At 45.3% G+C, this 23,845-nt stretch carries 25 protein-coding genes; 14 read left to right on the top strand and 11 right to left on the bottom strand.

Annotation, left to right across the window (positions count from 1 at the left end):
• Positions 1–170: 170 nt before the first annotated feature.
• Both PBAL39_RS20480 and PBAL39_RS20475 read right to left on the bottom strand, forming a co-directional pair.
• The gene (locus tag PBAL39_RS20480) at positions 171–1,361 is read right to left on the bottom strand and encodes a FecR family protein (RefSeq protein WP_008245144.1); all 1,191 of its coding nucleotides are present in this window, start codon (positions 1,359–1,361) and stop codon (positions 171–173) included.
• Positions 1,362–1,482: 121 nt separating this feature from the next.
• Positions 1,483–2,070: an RNA polymerase sigma factor gene (locus PBAL39_RS20475; protein WP_008245143.1), complete on the bottom strand. Its 588-nt coding sequence runs from the start codon at positions 2,068–2,070 to the stop codon at positions 1,483–1,485.
• Positions 2,071–2,172: 102 nt separating this feature from the next.
• On the opposite strand from PBAL39_RS20475, the gene PBAL39_RS20470 reads away from it, so the two are divergent.
• Both PBAL39_RS20470 and PBAL39_RS20465 read left to right on the top strand, forming a co-directional pair.
• Positions 2,173–2,433 carry a hypothetical protein gene (locus PBAL39_RS20470; RefSeq protein ID WP_008245142.1) on the top strand — a complete coding sequence of 87 codons (261 nt, stop codon included), beginning with the start codon at positions 2,173–2,175 and terminating at the stop codon, positions 2,431–2,433.
• 140 nt (positions 2,434–2,573) lie between these two features.
• Positions 2,574–2,765 carry a cold-shock protein gene (locus PBAL39_RS20465; protein ID WP_008245141.1) on the top strand — a complete coding sequence of 64 codons (192 nt, stop codon included), beginning with the start codon at positions 2,574–2,576 and terminating at the stop codon, positions 2,763–2,765.
• Positions 2,766–2,855: 90 nt separating this feature from the next.
• Here PBAL39_RS20465 and PBAL39_RS20460 read toward each other — a convergent pair whose 3' ends face one another.
• Positions 2,856–3,041: a hypothetical protein gene (locus tag PBAL39_RS20460; RefSeq protein ID WP_008245140.1), complete on the bottom strand. Its 186-nt coding sequence runs from the start codon at positions 3,039–3,041 to the stop codon at positions 2,856–2,858.
• A 108-nt stretch (positions 3,042–3,149) separates the two neighbouring features.
• Positions 3,150–3,740, bottom strand: a complete 591-nt coding sequence (locus PBAL39_RS20455; protein WP_008245139.1) for a hypothetical protein — start codon at positions 3,738–3,740, stop codon at positions 3,150–3,152.
• Between the two features lie 263 nt (positions 3,741–4,003).
• On the opposite strand from PBAL39_RS20455, the gene PBAL39_RS20450 reads away from it, so the two are divergent.
• Positions 4,004–6,637 carry a glucosidase gene (locus PBAL39_RS20450; protein ID WP_008245138.1) on the top strand — a complete coding sequence of 878 codons (2,634 nt, stop codon included), beginning with the start codon at positions 4,004–4,006 and terminating at the stop codon, positions 6,635–6,637.
• A gap of 122 nt (positions 6,638–6,759) precedes the next feature.
• The gene (locus tag PBAL39_RS20445) at positions 6,760–7,374 is read left to right on the top strand and encodes a hypothetical protein (RefSeq protein ID WP_008245137.1); all 615 of its coding nucleotides are present in this window, start codon (positions 6,760–6,762) and stop codon (positions 7,372–7,374) included.
• On the opposite strand, the gene PBAL39_RS20440 is transcribed toward PBAL39_RS20445, so the two are convergent.
• On the bottom strand, positions 7,355–8,284 hold the full coding sequence (locus PBAL39_RS20440; protein ID WP_008245135.1) for a GyrI-like domain-containing protein: 930 nt from the start codon (positions 8,282–8,284) through the stop codon (positions 7,355–7,357). The two genes, PBAL39_RS20445 and PBAL39_RS20440, sit on opposite strands and share 20 nt — an antisense overlap.
• Positions 8,285–8,454: 170 nt before the next feature.
• On the opposite strand from PBAL39_RS20440, the gene PBAL39_RS20435 reads away from it, so the two are divergent.
• A complete protein-coding gene (locus tag PBAL39_RS20435) occupies positions 8,455–9,189 on the top strand; it encodes a head GIN domain-containing protein (RefSeq protein WP_008245132.1) in 735 nt (244 codons plus the stop codon).
• 161 nt (positions 9,190–9,350) lie between these two features.
• Complete coding sequence (locus PBAL39_RS20430; protein WP_008245130.1) at positions 9,351–9,740, top strand: iron chaperone; 390 nt, start codon at positions 9,351–9,353, stop codon at positions 9,738–9,740.
• Positions 9,741–9,965: 225 nt separating this feature from the next.
• Here PBAL39_RS20430 and PBAL39_RS20425 read toward each other — a convergent pair whose 3' ends face one another.
• A complete protein-coding gene (locus tag PBAL39_RS20425; protein ID WP_008245122.1) occupies positions 9,966–11,036 on the bottom strand; it encodes a polysaccharide deacetylase family protein in 1,071 nt (356 codons plus the stop codon).
• A 101-nt stretch (positions 11,037–11,137) separates the two neighbouring features.
• Here PBAL39_RS20425 and PBAL39_RS20420 point away from each other — a divergent pair, with 101 nt between their 5' ends.
• From PBAL39_RS20420 to PBAL39_RS20400, 5 genes are all read left to right on the top strand, one after another.
• The gene (locus tag PBAL39_RS20420; protein ID WP_008245121.1) at positions 11,138–11,674 is read left to right on the top strand and encodes a pyridoxamine 5'-phosphate oxidase family protein; all 537 of its coding nucleotides are present in this window, start codon (positions 11,138–11,140) and stop codon (positions 11,672–11,674) included.
• 147 nt (positions 11,675–11,821) lie between these two features.
• On the top strand, positions 11,822–12,058 hold the full coding sequence (locus tag PBAL39_RS20415; protein WP_008245120.1) for a hypothetical protein: 237 nt from the start codon (positions 11,822–11,824) through the stop codon (positions 12,056–12,058).
• 151 nt (positions 12,059–12,209) lie between these two features.
• Positions 12,210–13,445, top strand: a complete 1,236-nt coding sequence (locus PBAL39_RS20410; protein WP_008245119.1) for an MFS transporter — start codon at positions 12,210–12,212, stop codon at positions 13,443–13,445.
• Between the two features lie 206 nt (positions 13,446–13,651).
• On the top strand, positions 13,652–14,095 hold the full coding sequence (locus PBAL39_RS20405; protein WP_008245118.1) for an NfeD family protein: 444 nt from the start codon (positions 13,652–13,654) through the stop codon (positions 14,093–14,095).
• Between the two features lie 2 nt (positions 14,096–14,097).
• The gene (locus PBAL39_RS20400; RefSeq protein ID WP_008245117.1) at positions 14,098–15,036 is read left to right on the top strand and encodes an SPFH domain-containing protein; all 939 of its coding nucleotides are present in this window, start codon (positions 14,098–14,100) and stop codon (positions 15,034–15,036) included.
• 25 nt (positions 15,037–15,061) lie between these two features.
• On the opposite strand, the gene PBAL39_RS20395 is transcribed toward PBAL39_RS20400, so the two are convergent.
• Positions 15,062–15,271: a hypothetical protein gene (locus PBAL39_RS20395; RefSeq protein WP_008245116.1), complete on the bottom strand. Its 210-nt coding sequence runs from the start codon at positions 15,269–15,271 to the stop codon at positions 15,062–15,064.
• A gap of 138 nt (positions 15,272–15,409) precedes the next feature.
• Here PBAL39_RS20395 and PBAL39_RS20390 point away from each other — a divergent pair, with 138 nt between their 5' ends.
• Together PBAL39_RS20390 and PBAL39_RS20385 are read left to right on the top strand one after the other, a co-directional pair.
• On the top strand, positions 15,410–16,882 hold the full coding sequence (locus PBAL39_RS20390; RefSeq protein WP_008245115.1) for a serine hydrolase: 1,473 nt from the start codon (positions 15,410–15,412) through the stop codon (positions 16,880–16,882).
• A 131-nt stretch (positions 16,883–17,013) separates the two neighbouring features.
• Positions 17,014–17,613, top strand: coding sequence for a DUF4142 domain-containing protein (locus PBAL39_RS20385; RefSeq protein ID WP_008245114.1), 600 nt, complete (start codon positions 17,014–17,016; stop codon positions 17,611–17,613).
• A 65-nt stretch (positions 17,614–17,678) separates the two neighbouring features.
• Here the strand turns inward: PBAL39_RS20385 and PBAL39_RS20380 are convergent, their stop codons facing one another.
• Entirely contained in the window at positions 17,679–18,722 is a 1,044-nt protein-coding gene (locus PBAL39_RS20380) for a hypothetical protein (RefSeq protein ID WP_008245113.1), read from the bottom strand.
• 86 nt (positions 18,723–18,808) lie between these two features.
• On the opposite strand from PBAL39_RS20380, the gene PBAL39_RS20375 reads away from it, so the two are divergent.
• On the top strand, positions 18,809–19,360 hold the full coding sequence (locus PBAL39_RS20375; protein WP_008245112.1) for a GNAT family N-acetyltransferase: 552 nt from the start codon (positions 18,809–18,811) through the stop codon (positions 19,358–19,360).
• On the opposite strand, the gene PBAL39_RS20370 is transcribed toward PBAL39_RS20375, so the two are convergent.
• From PBAL39_RS20370 to PBAL39_RS20360, 3 genes are all read right to left on the bottom strand, one after another.
• Positions 19,337–20,554, bottom strand: coding sequence for a BamA/TamA family outer membrane protein (locus tag PBAL39_RS20370; protein ID WP_008245111.1), 1,218 nt, complete (start codon positions 20,552–20,554; stop codon positions 19,337–19,339). The genes PBAL39_RS20375 and PBAL39_RS20370 overlap by 24 nt on opposite strands.
• An 89-nt stretch (positions 20,555–20,643) precedes the next feature.
• On the bottom strand, positions 20,644–22,287 hold the full coding sequence (locus tag PBAL39_RS20365) for an alpha-L-fucosidase (protein WP_008245109.1): 1,644 nt from the start codon (positions 22,285–22,287) through the stop codon (positions 20,644–20,646).
• A 13-nt stretch (positions 22,288–22,300) separates the two neighbouring features.
• On the bottom strand, positions 22,301–23,836 hold the full coding sequence (locus PBAL39_RS20360) for a SusD/RagB family nutrient-binding outer membrane lipoprotein (protein WP_008245107.1): 1,536 nt from the start codon (positions 23,834–23,836) through the stop codon (positions 22,301–22,303).
• Between the last annotated feature and the right edge of the window lie 9 nt (positions 23,837–23,845).

The raw sequence follows: 23,845 nt of genomic DNA, 5'->3' as shown, positions 1-23,845 counted from the left end.
AAAAATAGTACATTTGTTTAGGTTGGTTATTGCGGCCTGCCCTTACAATTCGACCTGTCGGGCATGCACGCATGGTTATTGGTTTGTTGATCTTTAACGATATCCAGCGATAGGTTATCCCGGTTCCGACACCGGGGTAATCTTTTTTATGGATGTGGCAGGTGTAAACATTACTTCATTACCGTCACCCTCCTTCCCTCAACTTTAAAGTGTACGACTTTTGTTTTCTCCAGCATCCGCAGCACATCACTGATGTCTGTGAACCTGGATATGGTACCACTGAGCCCCTCATTTGTGGGTGCCCCAGCATAATCTACCTCGATGTCATACCACCGGGCAATCTTTTTCATGACGCTTTCAATGGGCTCATCATTAAAGCGGAAATATCCATTTTTCCAGGCTACGGCTTCCTCCACGTTGGCATTGACCAGCTGGGCGGCACTGCTTGTTACCACAGACTGCTGTCCGGGTTTCAGCAGCAATCCTTTCCTGCCCTGCCCAAATCCAGCCTTACCCTGGGCATCCCCTATCGGAAATACCTCCACAGAACCTTCCAGAAGCGTTGTTTTTACGGCACCATCTTCCGGATAAGCGCTCAGGTTAAAATGCGTTCCAAGTACCTGCAGCTCCTGCCCTTTACTGCTGACCATGAAAGGATGGGCAGGGTCTTTCGCCACCTCAAAGTAAGCCTCGCCCATAAGCTCTACCCGGCGTTTACCCTTTGCGGCGAAGGTGGGAGGAAACTTTAACGAAGAGGAGGCATTGAGGTAGACCTTTGAGCCATCCTGCAATACCAGCACCTGTCCACCGCCTTTATGGGTCTCCACAGTATGATATGTGGAAGCAGCGCCTGCACCGGCAGCTTTATAAACCAGGGTCCCTTCAGCGTTCTTGGTTACCGTGATTCCGGCTTCCTTTGCCAGGCCGCCTGTCGACGCTTCCTCCAGCAAAATTTGCCTGCCATCACCAAGGGTCAGCACCGTCTCAGCATCTGCTGGAGCGATGTGTACCTCCGCAAGTGGATCCTGGATAAGTTCCCTGTAGAAATATAAGCCACTGAAAAATGTAAAAAACAGACTCGCCGCGACGACCGCCCAACGTGCATAACTTTTGCGCGGCTGCATCTGTATTGTTTTTTGTGGGATAGGAATAGACATGATGTCGGCCAGCGACCTTGACTTCATCGCCAGGAAGCGGTCGGCCAGCAGACGGTCCGTCTCTTCGCCCTCGGCAGAAAACAAAGGTTGCTCACCACCAGCTGCCCTCTCAGCGTACCACGATTCAAGCAAGGCTATTTCTTCGGCACTGGCAGTATGGTCTGTATACCGCTGTATTAGATGCATGACTTCATCTGCATTCATGGAGTATGATTTTTGTCTTTTATAATGATGAGACAACGCAATGCCTGCTATAGAGTACAAGGCACGTTATTTTTTTAAAAAAAATGCTGAAGGTCATTTGAACTGGTTTTCGCGGCCTGAATTATTTAAGCAAATGGGCCAGGAAAAACAAGGTTGGTACGGGAAGGTCTATTTTTTGACGCAGCAGACGCAATGCGCGTTGTACCTGTGTTCTGACAGTATGTTCAGAAATGTTCATCAGCGCGGCAATCTGTTTATGACTAAGGTATTGATGACGACTGAGCTCAAAAATCTCCCGCATCTTTTCCGGCATCTTCGAGATCTCCAGTTCAATCGCAGATTTCAACTGCTGGTAACGGAGCGCTTCATCCGCCTCGTATTGTCCGCGACTGAAAAATGCTGCAATGTCCTGCAGGTGTACGGACTTTACTTTCTGTTGTTTAATTTCATTGAAAACCCGGTTTCTCACGGCAGTGTACAGATAAGAGGATAATGAAGTACTGATGCTGAAGTCTGGCGAACGCTCCCAGATGTTCGTAAAAACCTCCTGCACAATATCCTTGGCCAGCTCATCGTCGCCAAGCATCCTACGCACATGAAGAAACAACTGGCTCCAGTATCTGTTGTAGACCTCATTGAAAACCGGCCCGGTATTTTCACTCAATAAACCAATCAATTCCTGATCAGGCAAATTCTTGTATTCCGACATCTCCCCTTTTAAAGCATCCTAATTTAAAGATTATCAAACAAGTATTTAGAGAAAAATCCATATTATTAACGTACCTTACGAACTTTCACCTAAACTTCAGGAATGATTGACATGATGCAGAGCGACAGCAGCGATAAAAAGAAAATAGAGTTTGAAGAGAAGCTTGATCACATTTCCAGCAAATACGAGAGATGGTTCAGCAACAAAACCAATAAAAATACAGGTGAACATCCCGATAAACTAAAAAATTACTTCCGTTATTTTTACAATCCCGAAGGTGAGATACAGCTGTATGTAAAAGATGACCTGCCTTTAGAAATCAATAAGGATTGCAGGGACGCTTTCAAGTCTGTATTCGGATAAGAATTCTGCAATCCCCTGTACATTTACTGAACTATTACCGGCAATAAGCCCCTCTCAGCATGCAATGAGGCTTATAAATAATAAATCATTGATTATCCGATAATTATGATCACCTTTGATTATTATTTAAATAAAGTATAATGCAAGAAGGAACAGTAAAATTTTTCAATGAAACAAAAGGTTTTGGATTTATCGTACCAGCAAATGGTGATAGCGAAATCTTTGTACACAGTTCAGGTTTATTAGATAGCATTCGTGAGAATGACTCAGTTACCTATGACGTTGAGCAAGGTAAAAAAGGCTTGAACGCAATCAATGTTAAGATCAGCTAATCAACTTATTTTATAATTGTGTAAGCACCCCTAATGGGGTGCTTTTTTTTATTTACGGCTTTTTTTCTTTTTGGAGAAGAAACAAACTGTCTAAGCCTCGTCTTTTGTATTTTTGATCAGCCCCATCCCAGACAGAAAAAAAATCAGTCCAATAATTGCGGCAACAATCAGTTCACGGCTTTGCAGACTATGTTTGATAAATCCATAACCAGCATAAATAAGTCCAATGATACCCAGAATGGTGAGTATGGTTCCAAATGTGCGTTTGACGTTCATAGGTATTTAATTATTTCTGCTTTTGACTATACAATATCTGTGCCCACAATGCGTACACAGGCCCGGCAGATCAATTTGGAGTTTATTTAGGTACGTTGGGATATGACCTTAGTCTAAAGCAAGCAGCCGGTCTGCACTGAGTTTAGCGAAAGTTAAGGTGCCGAAATCTTTGGCAGTCCAGGCACGGTCGGGTATCAGCCGGTCGGGGTTGCTTCGATCGGTATAGGTCTCGCTGTATTTATGGAGGATAACGTCTCCCCTCCGATCATCAATTCTAAAAGTAATGTAAGCATGCACAAAGAGGAAATCTGCACAGAAGACCTGTTCTATCGTAAAAAAAGCGCCCCTCACTACAATCCGCCCATAGCCATCCGCAGGACAATTGTCACCTCCGTTAAAGATCAGTTCAGTATTTTCACTGACTTTAACATATTGACCTTTCTTCTTTTCCAGCAAAACCAGTGGAAGGTCGAAATGCCAGCCCGCCTTATTGTCCTTTTCCGAATTCTTTTCCAGAATCAGCAATTTGTATTGTCTTGTTTTCAAATCAATATTGGCACTATCAAGGGCATAAAATCCTTCTGGTAATCTATATTCCTCGAGCCCTTCCGGTAACGTATCATCAAAACCATCGGCCAACGCCGGAGTACAGGCCAAAAGACAAAACAACGAGCTCAGGAAGATGAAAGTTTTCGACATACAAATGGATAATGTTTCTATTCGATAAACATACAAAAATAGGAATGCAAGAATGGGTATCAATTGGTTTTCGTATGCAGGATCAGGGTATTGGTATGATGTCTATTATTATTCGCAGCAGTACAAATGATGATCGCCGATTCATTTGACAAACAACTGACCACCATCAGACAGGTGCTTTATGATGTTTCTTTATATTTAGCGCGATTGCGGCACATTTTGCTGCAGCAAGTTAAGCATTAACCATTATTTATGAAGAGCCGATGAATCAGGAATCAATACGTTTATCAAAAGAAGGATGGAAAAAATGGGGACCTTACGTTTCTAATCGTCAGTGGGGTACCGTCAGAGAAGATTACAGTGCGAATGGAGATGCCTGGAATGCGAACAGTCACGATGCCGCACGCAGCAAGGCCTGGCGCTGGGGCGAAGAGGGAATTGGTGGCATCTCAGATGACAAGCAATTTCTCTGTTTCGCTCCTGCTTTCTGGAATGGTAAAGATCCGATACTCAAAGAGGTGTTTTATGGATTAACGAATACGGAGGGCAATCATGGAGAAGATGTGAAGGAACTTTTCTATTACCTTGATTCTTCGCCAACGCATTCCTACATGAAGATGCTCTACAAATATCCTCAGCAGGCTTTTCCTTATGAAGAACTTGTTCGCGAAAACGGCAGCCGCTCCAGGCAGGATACGGAATATGAACTCGTGAATACTGGTGTGTTTGACAACAATGAATATTTTGATATTTTCATTGAGTACGCAAAGTCGGCAGAAGAAGACATCCTCATCAACATCACGGCACACAACAGAAACAATATCAAAGCCCAGCTGACCATGCTTCCCACTTTGTGGTTCAGAAACCGTTGGTCATGGGGAGACCACCTCAAACAGCTCTCTATCTCGAAGAAAGATAAAATGTCATTGGCCATCACCCATAAAGACCTCGGAGAATACTTTTTATATGCTGAAAGCCCTGCCGACTGGCTATTTACCGAAAATGACACCAACACACGCCGTCTTTATCAATATGATGATGGTGGAAAATACTATAAAGATGCCTTTCACAACTACCTCATCCATCAGGATACCGCAGCGGTAAATCCTGCAAAAACAGGGTCAAAAGCGGCCGCTGTGTATACTTTTGACATCGAAGGCGGACAATCTGCAACCGTAAAACTACGCCTTTGCAAAGGCAGCAACAACAAGCCTTTCGCTGATTTTGACCAGATTTTTAAGGAAAGAAAAAAAGAAACAGATGAATTTTACGAAACACTGCAGGGCACATTAAGCGCTGCCGACGAACAGCTGATTTACAGACAGGCCATGGCCGGCCTCCTCTGGAACAAGCAATTTTACAATTATAATGTCGGGAAATGGTTAAAGGGAGATGCCAAACAACCTCTTCCCCCTGCCGGTCACAATACCTCGAGAAACCTCAACTGGAAACACCTCAACAACGCGGACATCATTTCCATGCCCGACAAATGGGAGTTTCCCTGGTATGCGTCCTGGGACCTTGCTTTTCATTGCGTCAGCCTGGCGCTGGTAGATGCAGCATTTGCCAAAGAGCAACTGCTGCTGCTCACCAAGGAATGGTTCATGCACCCCAACGGTCAATTACCAGCATACGAATGGAACTTTGACGACACCAACCCTCCTGTACATGCCTGGGCCACCTGGGAGGTTTACAAGATGGATCAGAAGAAAAATAATGGTCAGGGTGACCTTCCTTTTCTCGAAGCTGTTTTTCAAAAGTTACTCATTAATTTCACCTGGTGGGTAAACCGCAAAGACCATACTGGCAGCAACATCTTTTCAGGTGGTTTCCTCGGGCTCGACAATATTGGCATCTTCGACCGGAGCATGGTGTTGCCTCCGGGAATGCACATCGAACAGGCCGATGGCACCAGCTGGATGGCCATGTATGCATTAAACATGATGCACATCTCCCTGGAACTGGCACTCCACAACCCTGTATATGAAAACATGGCCACCAAGTTTTTTGAGCATTTCCTTTACATCGCCGGTGCGATCATGAACATCATGGGCCCTGATGATAGCGGCTTATGGGACAATGAGGATGAGTTTTTCTATGATGAGCTCTCCATTAAAGGCAGGGATGCCATTAAACTGAAACTGCGCAGCATGGTCGGCCTGATCCCACTGTTCGCTGTGGAGATCATCACTGATGATACCCTGAAAAAACTGCCAAACTTCGCCAGGCGTATGGAATGGTTTCTGAAACATAAACCTGAACTTGCTTCACTGGTTTCCCGATGGACGGAAAAAGGTGAGGGCGATAAGCATCTGCTCAGCTTGCTGCGCGGACACCGCGTCAAGCGCATTCTCTATAGAATGCTCAATGAAACGGAATTCCTCAGCGACTACGGCATACGCAGCCTGTCAAAAAGTTATCAGCAAAACCCTTTCGTCTTTCCTACGGGGAGGGAGAACATCACTGTCACCTACATCCCCGGAGAAAGCGACAGCGGTATGTTTGGTGGAAATAGCAATTGGAGAGGCCCGATATGGATGCCGGTAAATTACCTGATCATCCAAAGCCTGCTTCGCTTCCATGAATATTATAATGACGACTTTAAGGTCGAATACCCGTCAGGAACCGGAAATTACCTGTCCTTACGGAATATTGCCATAAAACTCAGCGAGCGGTTAATCAGCATATTCAAATCGAATGACCTTGGATTGCGTCCATGTTTCGGTGAGCATCATAAGCTACAGCATGATGTTCACTTCAAAGATTACCTGTTATTTAATGAGTATTTCCATGGCGACAATGGTAAAGGGTTAGGCGCATCACATCAAACGGGATGGACGGCCCTGATTGCCAATCTGCTGCTCAACTCCACCAAAAAAAGTAACGAAGTGCATTAAGCTGACGCCCTGCCTTGACATTCCTGGGTGCTGCTGTCTAACATCAGCGCCCAGGATGATACACATCATGTCCTACGCTTTAAAAAAAGTGCTATTTGCCTGAAATTTATCAATAACAAGCAATGCGCATTTTTTACTTACTTTTTATCACAGGAGCACTTTTCAGCAACGCCACTCAGTCACAGGAAGTTTATCACACCACAACATCAGCGTCCACAGCGACAATACCATCAGCCATAGCTCTGCAGGAATCCGAACATGAATCTGAAAAAGACATGTTCCGTCTGACACTAAGCATGGGCCATGCACACATCAGAAAAACCATCCAGCATCATCATGGCAGCGACATTTCTTCAGCAGCATGGGCCCTTGACGCAGATTACTGGATTTCAAATCACCTTGCATTGGGCATCCACAACGACATCATCCTGGAAAATTTCATCATCGAAGAACATCTTGGAAACAACGAGTATGCATTGCTGGAGCGTGAATATCCCATCGCCGTTGTCGCCGTTATATTGTACAAACCATGGCACCACCTCAGCATCCTGGCAGGCGCGGGCACTGAATTCAGTCGCGAGAAAAATCTTATGGTCTTTCGCTCCGGACTGGAATACGGCTGGAAGCTCCCCCATACATGGGAGCTTGGGATGTCTACCAACTACGACATCAAAAGATCACATGATACCTGGATGCTGGGATTTGGCGTCAGCAAGTTTATCGGTGGCCATCAATAGGGATGCAAAGATCCACAATAAAATGATGTTGAGGATGTGTTGAAGGATCATTACCATAAATCTCAAAACAGTTTCTCTCTGTTGTTTTATAACCGTTACGATTGAGCCAGACGAACAGTTCAGTCCACGCCTTTCCAAATTCATCCATGGCCAGCTCCATCCGGGCAACGACACATTTACCGGAAGGCATGGTCATGGTTCCTACAAGACCATCTGTTGAAACAGGCTCTTTCAGCACAATGCAAGCGCTCATCCTGACCTGCTCGGATGCCGTGATCCTGAAACTGTCGTGGTAAATCTTGAGTAGTGTAAAGTCCGGCGTTCGCAACAAACCTGCTTGTCCGGCCCATTCCATCAGTTTTTGAAAAGTGTGTGCCTGCCCCTGGTCGCCAATGTGCGAGATATAGGCGAGTTCCAACTGTGGCAAGGTCTTGATTTCTACAAGCGCACGTGCCTCCATCCATGTGATATGATTGTCCATGTCCCAAAAGTAGGGTTCAAAAAAAGTTTTCCCTTTACCATTCTTGCGCTCTTCTATACAGATCTTGCTATGCCTTCCGGGTGCCTGTGCCCGAAAATCCGAGGGGCTCATCCCATAGTATTTTTTAAAGGCCCTGCTGAAGGAAGTATTGCCATTGAAGCCGTACATTACCGACAGCTCAGTGATGCTTATGCCGGGTTTCCTTATCAGGATGGAAGCGGCCTTTTCAATTCTCTTTCTGACGATATACACATTCAATGATTCATTGACGACTGATCTAAATATCCGGTGAAAATGAAAAGGAGAGTAACACGCAATGGCAGCAATCTTCTCCAAGGATAACTCCTCCTCTAAATGGTCCTCTACAAACTGAAGCACCTTATTCAATCTCTTAATGTGGTCTTTTTCTCCTATTTTGAAAGCTCTCATGTAAGCAATTCCTCAGTTTTTCAATAACAAAGGTATAAACTCCATCTCAATTGAAGTTTTCGAAAATCAATACGCATCTGATGATGGGGGAAAAATGAAAAAGAAATATATTTGCTTGTGCAACATTCTTGTTAACCTAACGTCTTATTAATACTAACACAGAAAATGATATGAAAAAAGTATTTCCATTAATAATCGTCCTTGCCCTTGGTATAGGGTCGGTAAATGTATCCGCAGCTCGTCAGAGCACCATCAGCACTTCTACTCATTCATCCGATGAGATAGATGTCAAAAACTTCGATGGGGTGATTGCCGGAGGCCCTATATCCGTAATCATAACTTTGGGTACTAAGGAAGGACTCCGTTTTGAAGGTGATGAGGAAGCCATTTCGACACTCGTTGGAGAAGTCAAGGGCAACAAACTGACCATCCGCCCAAAAGCCAGCTGGACCAGCTGGGCAAAAAAATATGAGAACAAGAAGATTACGGCTTACGTCAATGCAAAAACGCTAACCAGCATTACGATGAGTGGCGATGGCAGCGTGACTGTTTCAGGAACCATAACTGCTGCTGAATTTACCACCACCCTAAGTGGATCAGGATCTATCAAGGCAACAGTAGAGGCGGATAAAATTACAGGTGTGATGAGTGGGTCCGGAAATGTGAACCTCTCTGGTAAAGCAGATAAAGCCAGTGTCACCCTGAGTGGCTCAGGAAACTACGGTGGAAAATCTTTTACGGCTGATGAGGTTTCTGTACGCATCAGCGGTTCGGGATCTGTAAACGTAAAAACTGATGGCAGCATTAAGGCAACTATATTGGGTTCCGGCCACGTGTACTACACTGGAAACCCGGATATCGAGAAATCTGGAATCGGCTCCGGCTCGGTTAGCAAAATGAAATAAACATACTTAAGGAGCTGATCTCATGATCAGCATTTTTCAGGCATCCGCTAATGTCTATGCCCAGCATTGATGTTAGCGGATTCTTTTTACCCTTTATTTGTCGCAATCACCATCTTACCGGAAATTAAAAAATCCTGTTATTTGTGGTACCAATTCTTTTAATGATGCAAAAATCAGAATCAGGCACAGCCACTACCATCGACGGATATATCGCAATGCAGCCCGCAGCTTTTCGGGACACGCTCAGCTCATTACGTGAGCTCATTATCAGCACGGTTCCTGAAGCTGAAGAAAAGATCAGCTATCAGGTCCCTGTATTTAAGTACCACTATTCCCTGGTTGGTATGGGTGTGAGTAAAAAGTACTGCAGTTTCTACGTCATGAGCCCCTCCATCATCAAGGACTTAAAAGAAGAGCTGAAAGGCATCCAAGTCTCAGGTTCTACCATTCACTTCCGTCCGCAGCAAGCTTTGCCGGAAGCGCTGATCCGGAAGATAGTAATGCTCAGAAAAGCAGAAAACGAACTGCGTTTTCATTTGAAAAAATCTTAAAAATATATCTGCAATACCCTGGCTGAGTGCTCAGGGATTACCGGGGCGATTTTTGTTCCGAAAAGCTCAATGGAACGCATTAGGCAGATACAATTCCTTCTACCAGATCTTTGATCCGCTGTTCTGCGGAGCCATATTTCCCTGTTGCCGGATCTGCCGTAATGTCGCCAAATGTATAGATCCCTAATTCCATTTTGCTGTGAAAAGGATAAGATAATATGTTGATTATTTGGCAGTGGACTCCAGCCAGTTGATCTGATACCGCTTTTCCAGTCCAGGTTTCAGCTGGTCTTTAGCGGTAGCAGGGGCGGAAATCTTCTTCGGGTCGCCATCGCTGATGAAGCGGTTGCCGTGTTTATCCTGCTGTTTCATGAATGCCTCCGGCCCTGTGGGGGTATCCCCTGCCTGCACGCGCTGGATGGCCAATGGGTTAAAGTCTTTGGAATATGGTGATACAGAGGCGACGGAGCCCACCAGGAAAACAGCTTTATGGTTATAGCTGGTGCCTTCAAAACTGCCTTTGGATTCCAGCGCTCTGTTTTTGGCGTGCATGCCCAGCGGCAGGGCGAAACTTTCGGCCTCATAACCAGGAATGAAGTTCCTGATTTCCTTCACAAACATGGCGAGGTGTTTCTGCACACCCGCATCATCCAGCTTATTCAACGGCACATGGAACCAACCATGGCTCCCCACCTCATATCCATTTTTGATCAGCCATTCCAGCTTTTGCTTTTGATAGTCGGGTTGCGCAAACAGACGCAAGGTAGGCTTGATGGCCGGCAGTACATAAAACGATGCCGTGATGGGAAAATCAGGGTGTCTCTTTTTGAAATCCTCCATGATCCCCAGGGCGCAGTCTGGATCGATTTCCAGCTTGCCATTTTTATCCAGGTACCTGAATTGCCCGGCACTGGAATCATCAAAGGTCATCACAAATGGGGTCATCCCTGCTGGCACATTCAGCTTTCCGGTGGCAAGGTCCTTAACGGATACCGGATAAAAGTTATGGTCATACAACATGTTCAAATCTCTCCTGAAATTCTCAGGAGTTCTCCTCCATTCATTTTCAGGTGCTCCAATCAGGTGATATTCGAGCACCATAACTTTCCCAAGTTCATTAGGAATGAATTCTTTTGGTTTTCGCAATTGTGCAGGTAGTGCCGCCGTAATACTGTCGCCGGACAGTGAGTCGGCAGCTGTTGTGGCGTTGTTTTTATCCGTTGCTGAACAGGCGCTGACAGCTGTGATCGTAAAAGCCAGGATGGCCTGATATAGGGTATTTCTCGTGTAATTCATGATGGTGATGTCTGGACACAAAGATATTAAAGTATCCCTCCCGCACAAATCTGAACACAATATCCGCCCGTATTTGTTAGCCAACTACCAAATCTATTATTATGGACAGCATCAATCAGCAACAACCCGAAGAAAACAGAAGAGACCTGAATGATCAGGCTGCAATTGAAAAGATAAAAGAGCTTGCAAAAAAAGCGGAATCCTGCTTTTTTTGCACCAGGATCCAGTCTGGGTCACCTTTTGAAACTAGGCCTATGTCTCCTCAGAAAATTGACGACAGTGGAATCTTTTGGTTCCTGAGTGCCAGCGACAGTCATAAAAATGCAGAAATTCAAAACGATGAAAAGGTACAGCTGCTCTTTCAGGGTGGCCCGCATTCAGACTTCCTTAACCTTTATGGCAAAGCGAGCATCTCTACCGACAAAGCACTGATCAAAGAGCTATGGGACCCTATTTTAAAGGTCTGGTTTACGGCAGGCATCGACGACCCACGCATCACGGTCATCAGGTTCGAGCCCGAAGAAGGCTATTACTGGGACACGAAACATGGAACTGCAGTGGCATTTATCAAACAGCTTGCCGGTGCAGCCATAGGGAAAACGATTGACGATTCTATTGAAGGAGAAATCAAAGTCTAATTAGCTAAAATCAGTTAAAAAAAATCCAATAGAAAACAGCCGTTTAAAACAAATACCAGTTCTCCTGCCGTTATCAACAACAGCAGGAGCACTATCATCTTAAACAAAAGCGGCAGTTCTCCTGTTTTAACAATAAATGAAACAATTATGGAACAGTTTAGAATAGAAGTTGCGAACGAGGGCAAAGGGTATTTTTTCAATATAACTGCCACTGGAGATCAGCAGTTTGAGATTTCCAATGAAGCTTCAGAAAGAATAGGCACCATCAAAATAGACGATCAGGACCATGAACATTGCGAAACCCTGGATTGCCAGATTGACCTTCCATTGCTCAATTCCATCAGGGAGGGCATACTCCTTCATTACAAACTGATTAAACAATAATTGTAAATTCCCTGCACAGAAATCGTCAACTCGCCAACCAATAATCACAAACTCGTTAAACCCCTACGCTTCGCAGTTGTGGGTCCCAACCTTTACAATTGTATGTCTTTCTGTTGCAGGAAAAGTATTTCTGAAAACTTAACTTTGCCGCTTGAATAACTTCCCGGCAACATTGGACACCATAAAAACATTAAAACCACAACATCAGGGCATCTCCACCATTCTTGCATTTGCGTTAATTCCATTATCAGGATTTGCTACAGATATCTATATTCCTTCATTGCCTACGATGGCAGCGACCATGCAGGTCAGTAGCCTGCAGGTGCAGCTTACGCTGAGCCTGTTTTTGATCAGCTATGGCATTTCTCAACTGTTCATCGGCAGTATTGTGGACAGCTTCGGCCGGTACAAGCTGAGCCTGATCTGCCTGCTTATTTTTGCAGCAGCAAGCATCGTCATCGCCAATACGCATAACATCTATCTGATTTATTTCATGCGTATCATTCATGGATTTACGGTGGCGACCGTCATCGTTGCCAAACGGGCGTATTTTGTTGATGTTTTTAGCGGCGACCAGCTGAAGCATTACCTCAGCCTCTTCTCTATTATATGGTCGACAGGCCCGATCGTAGCTCCTTTTGTTGGCGGGTACCTGCAGGCTTCTTTTGGCTGGGAATCCAACTTTTACCTCCTTGCAGGTCTTGCCTTAGTCATGGCAGCATTGGAATACATCTATAGTGGAGAGACCTTAAAACACTTCTCTGAGTTTTCATTGAGAAAAATTCTCAGTGTATATACAGAAATGATCGGCACACTGAACTTTTCGCTGGGTATTGTCATGCTTGGACTGGCCTACTCAATGGTTATGATCTACAACATGACCGGCCCCTTTATCATTGAGCATCACCTGGAACTCTCGCCCATCATTGCCGGGTACAGCTCATTGATCCTGGGTTTTGCCTGGATGGTAGGCGGTTTTATCGGTAAGGCCACCATTAACCATCCCTTCTTCAGAAAGATGGCTGCAAACCTCGTTTTCCAAATGGTATTCATCATTTCGATGATGATCAGTATAAACTTTATCTCTAATCTTTATTCACTCATTTTCTTTGCTTTCCTTGTGCACATTACCGCAGGTTATATTTTCAATAACTATTTTACCTATTGCCTGAGCCTGTTCCCAAAAAATGCAGGCATTGCCAGCGGACTGACTGGTGGGATTACTTATGTGATTGTTTCTTTCCTGAGCTACAGCGTCATCTCTATACTTCCGGCCAAAGATGATGTAAACCTGAGTGAGAGTTACCTTATGCTCAGTATTGCCTCAGCGGTAATCATGGCCATTATTTATAAGTTGTCGAAAAAGCAACAATTGACCTCGGTTTAAACTGTCCCTTCTTTCTTCCGTTTCTAAGCCAAAATCAAATTTTTGGCTTAGAAACGGCGCAAAACCTTGTGTTTTTGAGCTAAATGTATTATATTGAGCGTACCGGCTTTCATCTGAGCAATGTGATCCGGCTGAACATTTACGTTCGCAGCCGGCCATGAGCATCAACTCATTGTCTTATTGGAACGCTCTTACACATCAATGATATGGATAAACTTTTAGATAACGCACTGATCTGGTTCTGCCTTGGTTTTGCCTTTTTTTTACTGGAATTTCTCGTACCCGGGTTCATACTTTTCTTTTTTGGTGTCGGCGCATGGATTGTTGCCCTGGTTGCCTTTTTTACCGACGTTTCCCTCAACACACAAATCATCTTATTTATTCTGAGCTCCCTGCTGACGGTAGTTTTTTTCCGCAGCTGGGTGAAACGGAAGCTAGGCATGGGCAATACTGCCGGGCAGCAGCTGGAGGACGAATTTATTGGCAAGGTTGCACTAGCCGAGACTGTTATTGGGCCAGGTAATAACGGAAAAGTAGAATTCAAAGGAGCCAGCTGGGAAGCCAGTTCAGAGCAGGACATCGCTGCAGGGGAGCGCGTGATCATCACCGGAAACCGCAGTATTTTATTAATCGTAAAATCAACCAAATAGATATGACAGCATCAACTTACATTTTAATTTTTCTCGCCGTTTTCCTGCTTATTGCCTTTATGTCGACGTTTAAGGTCGTACCTCAGCGTTCAGTATTCATCGTGGAGCGCCTGGGTAAGTACAGTCGCGCCCTAGACGCGGGTTTTCACATCCTGATTCCTTTTATCGACAAAATTGCCTACAAGCAGAACCTGAAAGAACAGGCGATAGACGTGGCTTCTCAAATTTGTATCACCAAAGACAACATTGCCGTAGAAGTAGATGGTATCCTCTACCTGCAGGTGATGGATCCACAGAAAGCTTCTTATGGAATTGACAATTATCGTTTCGCCGTAATCCAGATTTCTCAAACGACCATGCGTAGCGTTATTGGACGGATGGAGTTGGACAAGACCTTCGAGGAGCGTGAAACTGTGAATGGGACGATTGTCGCTGCCGTAGATAAAGCCAGCGAGCCCTGGGGTATTAAAGTTTCCCGTTATGAGGTAAAAAACATCTCGCCACCTCAGAGTATCCGCGATGCAATGGAGAAGCAGATGCGTGCAGAACGTGAGAAAAGAGCCATGATTGCAGAATCCGAAGGTGATAAACAGGCGAAGATCAATCGTGCGGAGGGTGACAAGCAGGAAATGATTGCCAGGTCTGAAGGTGAGAAACAACGTAAGATCAATGAAGCAGCAGGTACAGCCTCAGAAATTGAGATGGTGGCCATCGCTACTGCTAAGGGGATCAACGAAATTGCCAGATCCATCAACCAGGACGGCGGTATGAATGCCGTCAATCTGCGCATTGCAGAACAATACCTGACAGAATTTGGAAAGCTGGCGAAAGTCAACAACTCCATGATTGTGCCTGCCGACCTCTCGAACATTGCAGGCATGGTATCCAGCGTCACTTCAGTACTCAACACCACCAATGCCGCTCTTCCAAAAGCGAAATAACTATAAACTTCTTACAACAAACACCCTATTGATCCAGGTCCATGGGGTGTTTATTTGATCCGGGATTGGTGCCATCCAGATCCACGCCAAGACTTTTCGGCTCATCTTCCAGGCGTTTCTTGAGTTCCTCTGGCGTTTTCTTTCCATTGATGGTATCCAAAACATGGTCGTGATGGTTCGCGGGGTTTTGATTTGCATCCTTTTCTTCAGGAGTGTGTTGGGGTTGCGTTGTCATTTTTAATCAGGTCAATTTGATGATCTCTTTTAAAAACAAACAACTTACCGCGAGGTTTGCAACTTATCTCAGATTTCTGCGTCTAACCCATACCGTTATTTATCTAAACATGATCATCATTATTAAAACATACAGCTTATGAAACAGTCCATCTACAACATTTTCAAAATAAATTCTGGTCTTTTCATTTGCCTTTTGATCTGCGGCTCATCTTTATATGGGCAAAGCACCGTAGAGGAGCGCATCAGGGAGGTCGAATCCAACCTTTCAGACCGTATCCTGATCAAGGGGACAACGCCGATGAACATTGAGGAACGAATGGCACATTACCATGTAAAGGGTTTGAGTATTGCCGTCATCAGAGATTACAAACTGGAATGGGCTAAGGCTTATGGTTTTGCTGATGAAGCGCAAAAAGTTCCTGTTACACCATACACACGGTTTCAGGCGGCTTCGATCAGCAAATCATTGAATGGAGTCGGAATCCTGAAACTGCATCAGAACCGTAAAGTCGATCTCGATGCCGACATCAATAGCCTGCTCAAAACCTGGAAGTTTCCTTATGATTCCCTATCCAAAGGAAAAAAAATCAACTTAAAAAATCTGCTGAGCCATACTGCCGGACTGAGCGTTCATGGTTTCGGCGGTTATGAACCTGGCACATCAATTCCAACAGTGATCCAAATCCTGGATGGCAGCCCGCCTGCTAACTCTGCGGCTGTACGCTCCGAGTTTGAACCAGGACTCAAAAGCCAGTATTCAGGAGGAGGAACCACCATCACCCAGTTGATTGTCAGCGACATCACCGATCAACCTTATGAGCAATTCATGGCCACACAGGTCTTAAAACCACTGGGCATGACAAACAGTACGTTCAGCTTTCCGGCAGAACATGCAAGTCCCGCCGACTACGCCACGGGCTACGATACGGATGGCAAGGAAATCAAGGGAAAATACCACCTGTATCCTGAACGTGCAGCAGCAGCATTATGGACCACCCCTACCGATCTTGCCAGGTACATTATCGAAACGGAACTTTCCTATCAGGGGAAATCAAAAAAAGTGCTGGATCAACAATCTACCATTCTCCGCCTTACTCCTTATTCCAATGATGAAGCAGCACTGGGCGTTTTTATTGAAGATGCCCAAGGCACGAAATATTTTGGCCATGGCGGCGCCAATGAAGGTTTCAGAAGTGGCTATTATGGAAGTTTTGAGGGAGGAAATGGTCTGGTGATCATGGTCAACTCCGATAACGGGGAAATCATACAGGAACTAATGAATAGTATTTCCCGCGTCTACGGATTTAAAGGACTTAACAAATCAAAAGAAATTACGCTCGCACAGGTGACGGAACTGGATCTACAACCCTACTTAGGCAAATATGAGCTGATGCCCGGATTTGTACTCAGCATCACCAATGAAGGCAACAGGTTATTTGCACAGGCAACGGGACAAACAAAACTGGAAGTTTATCCGGAAACCAGCAGCAAGTTCTTTTACAAGGTGATCAATGCGAACATGGAATTTGTAAAGGATGCATCCGGAAACGTAAATAAAATGATCTTCACGCAGGGAAAAACCATTGAAGCTAAAAAACTAACTAATTAGATTCAGTTCCTGAGGCATATCATTAAAGGCCGCAGCTTATTGATTTCAGCAATTTGTTCAATTCATAAATATTGAAAACAACATCTTCTTTAAAAGGTTATTCCTCTGTAGTTTAACCAATATTTATACTTATGAAAACGAACATTTCAGTAGCGTTACTTTTTGCTGGCGCGATGACCTTACAAGCCTGCGGGTCTAATGAGAATAAAGCCACTGGTGTCGACAGCTCCATTACAGATACCAATGTAGTTGATCATTCGGCCTATGTCACCACAGATACCCTTGCTGCCGATCCTGGAAAAGATCCTGCAAAGTTTGCCGAGCAGGCAGCGATTGGGGGAATGATGGAGGTAGAAGCGGGAAAGATTGCTCATGAAAAGACAAAAAACCAGCAGGTAAAAGACTTTGCCTCCATGATGATCAAAGACCATACAGCTGCTGCTACGGAACTTGATGCCATCGCAAAACGTAAACAGATGTCTTTACCAACTATGTTACCCTCAACGGAACAGGCGCATCTCGATGAAATGAAAAAAATGTCGGGTGATGATTTCGACAAACACTATATGGACATGATGGTGAATGACCATAAAAAGACTGTTGACCTGTTCAAATCAGCGACTGAGAATACAGATGCGGAACTCGGTGCTTTTGCGAAGAAAACACTTAAAGTGATAGAGGGGCATCATAAACTCGCCCAGGACATCAATGGTGTGTTAAAAGCCAAATAAATCGAGATGACACCATCATCCAGCGCTTTGGTTAGGGTGATGGTGTCATGGTTTAACTATCATTTTTATAGTTTTACCTGACGGATGATGTTCTTCACATTCAGTTCAATGATATCCGTCATTGAATCACATTGAAGATAATTGTCATCACCCAGCAACGTGGCCATTCCCTTTTTCAACTTTAGTGTATTCTCTTTTGTTGTCAGATAGTCTGTATTTGAAACATCACGCAGATCAGTAAGCCTGTGGCGCTCACTGCGCACGCGATGCAGGATGGACGACTTTTCTTCCTGCTGATATTGTAAAAAGGTCTTGTCCGTCAGCTGCTCCATGCAGACCTGTACATAGGGAAAGTTCTCTTTGAAAAATTGCGGAAGATAAACTTTAACATTGCCCTCATAAAACTGTTGATCAAAGTCGATTGCCCTGATGCGAAACTGAATGTCATCGAAATCAGGAGTGACCTGCACCACGAAATTATAAGCCCTCATATCGCCCAGCAGCATGACCAGACAACGTTCGTTAAACTTAACAAATTCCTTCGCGATCCGCGTTTGGTTGTACTCCGGGTTATGGAGGTAAGTTTTCACAAATGTATCCCCGGGAATACCTGCAATGTGCTCCTCAATCAGGGTCTCCCGGTCTACTAGATAATTCACCTGGTTAGGAGAAAGGATCTCCTCAAGCTCCAGTCCGTAAATCCTCGAAGCGTCAGCCTTCTTTACATAGAAGTAGTCGTACACATCATTGAGGCGATTGACAATACGTACGCGGAAAGGATGTGTATTGCCAAAAGTGCAATATTCAATCCGGTCAATATATTTATGTTCTACGATGCGCAGGTTCCCGGAAGCCTTCAGGTTTGCGTAAATGATCTTGAGTCCATTCTGGATCTCCTCAATCCTGTCCGAAGGATACACAGGGCCTTCCCACAAGGAATCCTTACCATTTTTATCCATAATCGGATAGGCCTCGTTAAACTCCAGCAGGTCATTATAAGTGATGGGCAACTTTGCTTCCCTTTGGTATTTCTTCAGGTATTTCTGCAACTCAGCAGACACCGGAAAGATGGGTTTTTTATTGATGATTTTTACGTCCGCAGATTCCATTCAGGCTTTTTGATGCTTCAATTTAGCATTAATGATCCTGATTAAAGAATAATTTATACATTCGCTGAACGACCTGAAAAATTGCTATGAAAATATATGCCGACACCGGACGAATCATTTTAAGGGAAATCATGCCTGAGGATCTGGCGGCAATGCATGAGCTCGACAGCGATCCGGCAGTGCACCGATATCTGGGTGGCCGTCCGAATAAATCATTGCAGGAAACCGCGGACAACATTGCCTTCATCAGACAGCAATACATAGACAATGGTATTGGCCGCTGGGCCATTATGGACAAGTATTCCAACGAATTTATGGGTTGGGGCGGATTGAAGTTCATCACTACCCCCATCAATGACCACGTTAACTTTTACGAGGTAGGATACCGCCTGATCCGAAAGTATTGGGGACTAGGTTTTGCTACTGAAGCGGCCAGGGCCTCTTTAAAATATGCCTTCGAGGTGCTGCTGCTGGATACCGTTTATGCAATGGCCCACCAGGAGAATAGTGCTTCCATACGCACCTTACAAAAATCAGGACTGGAAATTACAGGGCAGTTTGAATATCAGGGTCTTCCATGTTACTGGTTTCAGATTGACCGCAACTCCTGGCAGTTAAAAAGCCTCACCGAGGGTTAAGTTCATGCCACTATACCCTTTACTGATGCCGTAATCAATCCCGAAATTGGTATTGGATCCTTTGTTGAGTTTGATCCTCAGGCCGGAACCTGCTGCCGGATGCCAGGTCTGAAACATAGAGCCTGTACCGGTAAGGGTCGTGACATTCGCAAAGACCACAAATCCAAGGAAGCCATCCTCGGTAATGTCCCGGCGAAATTCACTTTCGAAGTATAACAATGACCTCCCGCGGTACCTGTTTTGTGCAAAGCCTCTTCCTGACCGGTTACTGGGATCCCAGCCCAGGCTAGGCAGGTCCAGATATGGGGTCTTGCTATCAAGTGCCGTCCAGAAATAAGACCAGAAGGCCAGTGTATTCTGCTGATTGGGCTTGGCAGGATTTAAGGAAACATATTTCCTCAGATCAAGGTACATGGAACGCCAGGTAGAATTGCTGCCCATCATGACCGGATTGACGCGATAAATAAGGTTGGCATAACAGCCAGGCATTGGGTTAATGGAATTGTTCCTGGTGTCGTATAACAGGTTGAGACTGATACCGGAAGAAAACGAGTTTTCTGAAGTCCCATATTTGTATCCAGTATGCTGGATTAGGTTCAGGTTGGGTTTGTCACTTTTCATATTAAAGTGATAGTCCAGATTATAGCCAATACCGGCAAAAAAATAAGGCGTGATGCGTTTCAAGGCACTCTGATAAAAACGGATATAGTTATAATCCAGCAAGATGCGGTCAGCATTACCACTACTGCCAAGTCCCCAGGTATTCTGCGGATACACAAGGAAGCGGGTATCGCCCTGAAACAACCAGCTGTTGTCCCTCAGCCAGATCCTGGTACGCAGTGGTAAGCCAAAGCGATTGTGTAAATTCCAGTATGGTGCAAAGGAGGCTGTGGAAAGATTTGTGGTGGCCTTTGGTCCTAGATACATACCTGCCGTAGTACTCGTCACCAGTGTATTGCCTACACCCCCCGGCAGGGCATTACTTACAGGAAGTACTGAAAAATAAAGTTTGCTGTGCTCTTTTGGTTTGATGGGCTTTGGCGAAATGCGGAACATCAGCTTGGCTACATCAATCAAATCGGTCTGATTGGCAGTATCCTTTACCACATTATTATGCGGCATCATATTTCTCGCATTTTGCGCACACAGCGCATAAGGCATCAGAAAGATGAATAGGATACTGATTTTTAACATAGATTACTGGGAATAATTAACCGCCTATTGACAATCCAATATATGTAATATTTCGGTAAAAATAATTATTCCCAATAATTATGCTAAAACTATTTATTGCTCCACACTTTGTTCTCACCCTCCACTAACACTTGCTGCTGCTCTACAATGGCTTTATACTCATATGAAACGCCCTTCTTTAGTCCTTTAATCTGGACATCAAAGCTGCCCTCTTTTTTGACCGGTGTCCATATTGTTTCCTTCCATGCCTCTGCATATAAAGTTTCTACCTGCCCTAGATAAGGACGATAATAAAACCTGGCGCGTGCTGCTTTTACCGTTCTGTAATTAAGCAGCCTACCTTTCATCAGTACGACACCCTGCCCTGCCGGCTGTACATCACCGGTCTGCACCATGGCAGCCTCTTTAAATACAGGGTTTACATTTTCGAGTTTGATGACTACAGGATTGGGCCAGCGGTGATCATCATAGATGCGCTGAGCCTTCAGCACCGATAGCTCCAGACCATTGTCAGTTTGCCGAAAGCGGCTGCTCACATCCAGGTCTGGCTTGTATTCCATAATTTGGCTGTTTTGTCCCAGCACGCTGATTTTCGTATCGGCTGTGCTTTTTGCGGAGCGCAGTGTGAAGGTACGGCGCTCTCCTTCTTTCCAGTTTCCGGCATCCATAACAATGGCAAACAAGATATTATCTTTCCTGGTAAACCATATATTTCCTTCTTTACTTACCACCCAGCTGCGCACATCATCCATCGCTTCATGGTTGATGAAGTACCAGCCTGCCATTTCCCGCAGCCGGTTTTCCTGCTCCTCCGGCAGCGCCCCATTTGCCTTAGGACCTACATTTAGCAAGAGTGACCCACCCTTTGCCCGCGCTTCAATCAGTAAATCGATCAGCTGGCTGCCGGACTTATACCTGTCGTTTGTCGGCTGAAACTGCCAGGCCGTGCCCATAGTAATCGGCGACAACCAGGGCTGGGTAATTTTAGTACCCGGAAGGGTCTGCTCGGGTGTTTTAATCGCACCCCTGGTAATCAGGATGTCCGGTTGCAGGCGCCAGGAAGTTTCTTTAACCACCTCCTTAGGATCACCATCAATGAACAGCACATCCACCTTCCCATACTTCGTCATCAACTCTTCGACCTGTTTCCTGTTGTAATCGTCGTATGCCATTCTTGTGCCCTCATCCATCCGGACATTACTTCTGCTGATGGGAATCTTGTGGTCGTATAAAAAGCGAAAGTCTTCAGGAGAAAAGTAAAAACCCACATCCAGCCCCGCAGCCCTTGTGGCTTCCACGAACTCCTTCAGCAGATCTTTTTTGTAGGGCGTTTTGGTGATGTTGAAATCCGTGGTTTTCGTATCCCAAAAGCAAAACCCTGCATGGTGTTTGGTGGTAAAACAAATGTACTTCATTCCAGCCAGCCTCGCCAGCTCCGCAATTTCTTTTGGATTGAAGCTGGAAGGGTTAAACGTCTTGGGAAGGTCGTTAAAATAACGATTCACAAAATCATCCGAGGCGCCAACAAGGGCGTGACTGATCACGATCCCCAGCTGCGCATCTACGTTAAAATGAATAAATAAGCCCGCGCCCGTATTACGCAACCATTCCTCTCTTGCGGGCTTATTTAAATTGTAATTGCTGGACACTTCATCTTCCACGACATCGTTACGCTGTGCAACAGCGATGTTTCCTGTGAACAACAGGCAAAAAAGCAAATAACTATATTTCATCAATACGTATAATTTACAAAGGTCTCTTATCCCACCATATCCTTGTCAGAAATTCATCGGGCCCCTGCCGGCCGATGGCGTCCTTCAGTGAGGCACCATTCAGGTTTTGTTCCGATAAGGGGTACAACATCCTGCGGAAGATCCGTCCTCCTGTAGCATTACCCGCGTAATTTACGGGTACCAGCGCCGGATACCCCGTTCTGCGATACGCATTAAACACCTCCTGCGCATCCGGGAACATGCCAATCCAAAACTCTGTATAGAGCTGCCTCATCTGCACATCAAATGAACCTGCAGTATTCAATGGGTGATATTTAATATATGTACTGATCTGCAGTTCCGAAATGATGCCGTCTGTAGGTGCTATAATTGCCCATTGTTTCATGGACGAACGGATGGCACTTTCATACAACGTTGCGGCATTGCCTGTATGCCAGCCCCTGAGCGCGGCTTCTGCCAGCAGGAAGTTGCTCTCCGCCGTGGTAAAGATCAGCTTTGCAGTGCCCAGGCCCGCCACCGTTTTCAGGTTAGGTTCTGAGTAGGTCACAAAGTCGGCAGGTTTGGCACTCAGCGTTGCCGCCATCCCCTTTTGCAGGGCAGCGGTGGTGTCTGGCACTTTGTTGACGTAGACGACCGACCAGATGCCCATGCGGGGATCCTTGTTATTTTTCATATAGGTGATGAAGGGTTCCTGATATTTCCCGCCTTCGGCATTACTGGTACCATCGGCCTTGATGTAATCATCGTTGTACAATTTAAGTGCTACAGGGTTTTTATTGATGTCCTGCCCCGCTGCCGAATATAGGATCTTCGCAATGTCCAGGTCTTCGGTAATTACTCCTCCGGCAATGGCTTTCTTCACCCAGGTCTCCGCCAAAGGAGCATCAACCTCAGTCAGCCGCATGCCCAACCGCAGCATCAGGGAATAGGCGAATTTTTTCCACTTGTCTGTACTGCCCGCATAAATCAGGTCGGCAGCACCAAAGGTGGGCTTCCCACTGTTGAGGCTCAATGCAGCCTCCTCCAACTCTTTCAGTAAATCGGCATAGATGGCCTGCTGCGCATCATACTTCGGCGTGTAAATAGCTTGTGTAAAGCCTTTTGCAGCTTCAGAATAGGGAATATCTCCATACAGGTCAGTGATCCGACTGTAACAGTAGGCCCTCCAGATCCGCGCAGCCGCAAGCAGGTTTACCTTCTCCGGATCGGGAGCAACATTGGCAATGACCAGCTCAATCTCGTTGATTTCCTGATTATAAGCTGCACTGAACACGGCACTGGATTGCTGACTCTGACTGGACACATATTTGGAGCCAAAGCCCGCTACATCATTGAAACTGGTGGTGTATTGCATGGTGCCCAAAAGCAGAAGCAGGTTGTTTTTGGCGCCATCGTAGAGCGCCTTGGTAAACACAAAAGCCGGCTGGATGTTGGCTGAGGCTTCTGGATCAGTATTGATCTCCTCAAAATCTTTGGTGCATGATCCTGTACTGACCGCAATTAGCAGCAGGCAAAGGAGCGATTGATATTTATGTTTAAAATTTTTCATTTTTAGGGC

It is taken from the genome of Pedobacter sp. BAL39 (genome assembly GCF_000170795.1).
Lineage (GTDB): Bacteria > Bacteroidota > Bacteroidia > Sphingobacteriales > Sphingobacteriaceae > Pedobacter.
This window is presented reverse-complemented; position numbering and strand designations above follow the sequence as displayed.